General features: G+C 39.3%; 4 protein-coding genes and 1 pseudogene. 1 reads left to right on the top strand and 4 read right to left on the bottom strand.

Annotation, left to right across the window (positions count from 1 at the left end; translation table 11 throughout):
- Positions 1-189: 189 nt before the first annotated feature.
- The 3 genes from IQ229_RS15550 to IQ229_RS15540 all read right to left on the bottom strand — a co-directional run bounded on the left by IQ229_RS15550 (position 190) and on the right by IQ229_RS15540 (position 1,259).
- The gene (locus tag IQ229_RS15550) at positions 190-588 is read right to left on the bottom strand and encodes a hypothetical protein (protein ID WP_194045107.1); all 399 of its coding nucleotides are present in this window, start codon (positions 586-588) and stop codon (positions 190-192) included.
- Between the two features lie 71 nt (positions 589-659).
- The gene (locus tag IQ229_RS15545; protein WP_100901821.1) at positions 660-890 is read right to left on the bottom strand and encodes a hypothetical protein; all 231 of its coding nucleotides are present in this window, start codon (positions 888-890) and stop codon (positions 660-662) included.
- A gap of 48 nt (positions 891-938) precedes the next feature.
- Positions 939-1,259, bottom strand: a complete 321-nt coding sequence (locus IQ229_RS15540; RefSeq protein WP_228013496.1) for a hypothetical protein — start codon at positions 1,257-1,259, stop codon at positions 939-941.
- Between the two features lie 288 nt (positions 1,260-1,547).
- Between IQ229_RS15540 and IQ229_RS15535 the strand changes: the two genes are divergently transcribed.
- The gene (locus IQ229_RS15535) at positions 1,548-3,125 is read left to right on the top strand and encodes an NAD(P)H-quinone oxidoreductase subunit 4 (RefSeq protein ID WP_194045105.1); all 1,578 of its coding nucleotides are present in this window, start codon (positions 1,548-1,550) and stop codon (positions 3,123-3,125) included.
- A gap of 82 nt (positions 3,126-3,207) precedes the next feature.
- Here IQ229_RS15535 and IQ229_RS15530 read toward each other — a convergent pair.
- Positions 3,208-3,978, bottom strand: a pseudogene (locus IQ229_RS15530) (hypothetical protein); the annotation flags it as partial.
- Positions 3,979-4,221 lie beyond the last annotated feature (243 nt).

Genomic DNA, 4,221 nt, shown 5'->3' with positions numbered 1-4,221 from the left:
GATAAATAGTCTTGTAAATCCTGGTCTATAGACTTAGATATATCCATTTCAGGAAATGTTAGAGGTGTAGTAAAAACACGTCCAACTTGTCTTACTTTATGATAGAAATTAAATTTTAATTCACTCAAAGTAAGAAGTAACTGTACTGTTCTAATACTTTCACCATCAAGCCATAAATCTATATTTTCTTTAAGAATCTTCTATACGTTGAATTAATATTAAAATATCCTCTAACTCAAATTTACTTTTATTGTCGGATAAAGCTTCAGTAATGAAATATAGTTCTCGATCTGCTTCTCTTGTCCAGGTTTGTCTAATTCTGTCTAGATCATCAAGTTGTTCTTTTTTAAAACTACAGTAAGTACAAAATTGAATTTTAAAGAACTTTTTTCCGTAAGCATTTTGAGAAAACCGATTTTTATTATTCTGTATCTCTTCACGCAAATCGTGTAGAATTAGTAATAAATGGCGACTATAAGATCCTTTTTGATTATTTTCAATAACATCGCATCTTTCCAACCATATTTGTTGTAAAATCTCAATATTTGTAATCACATATTTAGGCGCATTTGATAAAGTAAAATCCATTTTTATTCAGTTAATTAGCAAAAAAATAATAACATAATCTTAATCTCAAAAAAAAGAAAGAGTTGCAGACTTCATAACTTTTCATAGTTCATTGGTTTTGCAAGTCCTTCTGCAATCTCTCTTTTAGCAGATTGGGCAGATGCAATCAGTTGTTGTTGAGTTTTATTAAATGATTTATTCCATTTCAATTCATCTTGTAAATCTTCTAGGTACTCTCGAAGATGTTCTGCAACTCTTTCTTGTACATCTTCAGATAAAGATTCCATCATCTTAATTACAGTAGCGATCGCTGGAGATGACATAATCGAATTTTCTTTATCAACTTTCCCTGTCTATTTTACTAAAAAAACTCAATCAAATTGCTTACTGTAGTCCCAAAGCTCTGAAACTGCGAAAGTTTGTCCTACTGCTGCTTGTCGCACAGACTCTTGCAAATCGGCTAATATTTGTGCTTTTGGCTCTTGTTCATCAATCCAAGCTAAACCACTGACGTTATCAGAATTTATGCAACTTATAAGCTGTTGCCAAAGTTCTACAGGGACGAGTACATCTGTTGTTTCTCCATTTATGTTGGTCACATAACGAATCTGACTTTCAATTTGTGCGATTATCATTATGTTTAGTTCTCCTGTGATGATTTCTTCTACCAAATCGCTTTTTTCAACAACCATCAAACAGCATTTTGTATTTTACGTGTAGACGCAAAGCGGCTTGTCGTAGACATCGCACCCCTAAACTATAATTTTAGCGGCTTTTTTAGGTAAATTTTTGACTAGATTGGGAGTATCACAACGCACATTCTGCACCCGCAACTGTCAAAAAAGACTCCCAAGAGGAAAAATAGGGGATTACCAATTTAATTAAATCAACCTAACGAGGAAGACGAAATCCTCAAAAAGCTGTTACTTAATAACTAGTGACTTTTTGCCAAACATGATTTTGATAGCAGACGAATTGTGATGAATACAGCTAATTTTCCGTGGCTGACGACGATTATTCTGTTGCCGATAGCCGCTTCACTACTGATTCCCATCATCCCGGATAAAGAAGGCAAAACAGTGCGCTGGTACTCCCTCATCGTAGGGCTGATAGATTTTGCACTAATTGTTTATGCTTTTTATACTGGGTATGATTTCTCCAATCCAGATTTGCAGTTGGTGGAGAGTTACCCCTGGGTACCCCAACTAGATTTGAATTGGTCAGTAGGGGCAGATGGCTTATCTATGCCCCTAATTATTTTGACTGGATTCATTACCACGCTGGCGATTTTAGCAGCTTGGCCTGTCACCTTCAAGCCGAAGCTATTTTACTTCTTGATTTTGGCGATGTATGGCGGTCAGATTGCCGTGTTCGCCGTCCAGGATATGCTGTTATTTTTCCTGGTGTGGGAACTGGAACTAGTACCGATATACTTTCTGCTGTCGATTTGGGGAGGCAAAAGACGGCAGTATGCAGCGACTAAATTTATTTTATACACCGCCGGCGGTTCGCTGTTTATTTTGCTGTCTGCCCTGACAATGGGATTTTACGGCGATACGGTGACGTTTGATATGCGATCGCTCGCCCTAAAAGACTTCGCCCTCAATTTCCAACTTGCCGCCTATGCTGGCTTCCTGATTGCCTACGCCGTCAAGTTGCCGATTATTCCCTTGCACACCTGGCTACCTGATGCCCACGGTGAAGCTACAGCGCCCGTACACATGTTATTGGCAGGTATTCTTTTGAAAATGGGCGGTTACGCCTTAATTCGGATGAATGCCCAAATGCTCCCCGATGCCCACGCCCTTTTCGCACCAGTGTTGGTAGTTTTGGGGGTAGTTAATATCATCTACGCTGCCTTGACATCCTTTGCCCAGCGCAACCTAAAGCGAAAAATTGCCTACTCCTCAATATCTCACATGGGCTTTGTGATGATTGGTATTGCCTCCTTCACCGATTTGGGATTGAGTGGGGCAGTGTTGCAAATGGTTTCTCACGGGTTGATTGGGGCGAGTTTGTTCTTCCTGGTTGGCGCAACTTACGATCGCACGCACACCCTGATGTTGGATGAAATGGGCGGTGTTGCGAAGAGAATGCCCAAAATTTTCGCCATGTTCACCACCTGTTCAATGGCTTCTTTGGCACTGCCAGGGATGAGCGGTTTCGTGGCAGAATTGATGGTATTTGTGGGCTTTGCTACTAGCGATGCTTATAGCTCTACCTTCAAAGTTATCGTGGTGTTCTTGATGGCAGTGGGAGTGATTTTAACTCCGATTTATCTGCTATCGATGTTGCGAGAAATTTTCTACGGTAAAGAGAACGAGGAATTAGTTTCTCATCAAGCTTTGATAGATGCCGAACCCCGTGAAGTATTTATCATTGCCTGCTTGTTAATTCCAATTATTGGTATTGGTTTCTATCCAAAATTGCTGACTCAGATGTACGACGCTACAACTGTACAATTGACGGCAAGATTGCGTGATTCCGTGCCGACATTAGCACAGAAACAAGAAGAAACGCTCAAGGTTTCTTTGAGTGCGCCTCAAATTAGTAATTAAGTTGCGATCGCTAGTTTAGTTTAAATATTGATTACTTTGAGGGCGGGTTTTATACCTGCCCTTTTTGTTACTTTTTACCTTATTGTTTTCCGCGCTCGTAGCCGATGCGCTCACCTGTAGTTACATATCTCATAGTTCGCTCCTGCTCAAATTGCTTAAACTCTTGCCAAAATTCTGCTTCCAAAGCTTTTGGTAAAATCATAACCCAATCAATAAATCGATAAAGGTTACGAATATCTTTTTCTTGCAATCCTAATTCATACAATCGCCGAATCAGACTAAATTTCCAAGCTTTACGTTCTCCTAGCTTTTTACTTGTTTGCTGCGTCTTCAAATGCGCCATTACTACAGTTGCAAATGGGTTGTCGCTGGCTTCTAATTCTGTCCAACGATTTTGATAATCTAGCAGCTTGACAATTCCAAATTCAAAGTTCAGCCTGGTATTAGGATAATTATAACTATATTGATTGGGTCGCCATTTCGGGTCTGTATCGCACAAAATAGCCAAACTTATGGCAGGTTTCGCAAATCTGTCAAAAATTCGCAGGTTGTAGGAGAACATTCTTTCTGCAAAGGTGTCTTCTGATTTTGCCTGGATTTCTATATGGATTAATAGCCAAATTTCTTGTCCTTGAATTTGCCAGACTTTAACTAATTTATCTGCATATCTTCTACCAAGTTCGGCTTCGCGGGCTATTTGTTGAAATTCCTTATCGAGAAACTCGTGAGGACGTTCCCAATTAATTAGTTCTGCTGTTTCGGGAAAGAAAAATTGCATTGCTTGGGGAAAGTAAGCTTCTAAAATTTCTTTCCACGGGCTATCATTATCTGCTCTTTCCAGTTCCTCTGTCATCAGTTTGTTGCTATACCATTTAAAAATCCTAATTCATTTGTGAACAATAAGATACTCCAAAGTCAGCCTCTGTAGACTTTACCTTTGTAGCTGCGAATTACTTTTACATCTCAACCTACACTTACACCCAATGGCAAGAGACGCGATGAATCGCCGTCTCTACAATAATTAACCCTTTGTAGAGACGGCGATTTATCGCGTCTTTGTTATTTTACGTAAAACACCGAAAAAAGAAAGCAAACT

This window comes from Nostoc cf. edaphicum LEGE 07299, assembly GCF_015207245.1.
GTDB lineage: Bacteria > Cyanobacteriota > Cyanobacteriia > Cyanobacteriales > Nostocaceae > Nostoc > Nostoc edaphicum_B.
The sequence above is the reverse complement of the archived record's forward strand: the minus strand, read 5'-3'. Positions and strand labels throughout refer to the sequence as shown.

What these genes read in the sequence shown, in the direction of transcription:
- IQ229_RS15550 (WP_194045107.1), bottom strand. Translation starts at nt 588, where the DNA reads ATGGATTTTACTTTATCAAATGCGCCTAAATATGTGATTACAAATATT.
- IQ229_RS15535 (WP_194045105.1), top strand. Translation starts at nt 1,548, where the DNA reads ATGAATACAGCTAATTTTCCGTGGCTGACGACGATTATTCTGTTGCCG.
- IQ229_RS15540 (WP_228013496.1), bottom strand. Translation starts at nt 1,259, where the DNA reads ATGGTTGTTGAAAAAAGCGATTTGGTAGAAGAAATCATCACAGGAGAA.
- IQ229_RS15545 (WP_100901821.1), bottom strand. Translation starts at nt 890, where the DNA reads ATGTCATCTCCAGCGATCGCTACTGTAATTAAGATGATGGAATCTTTA.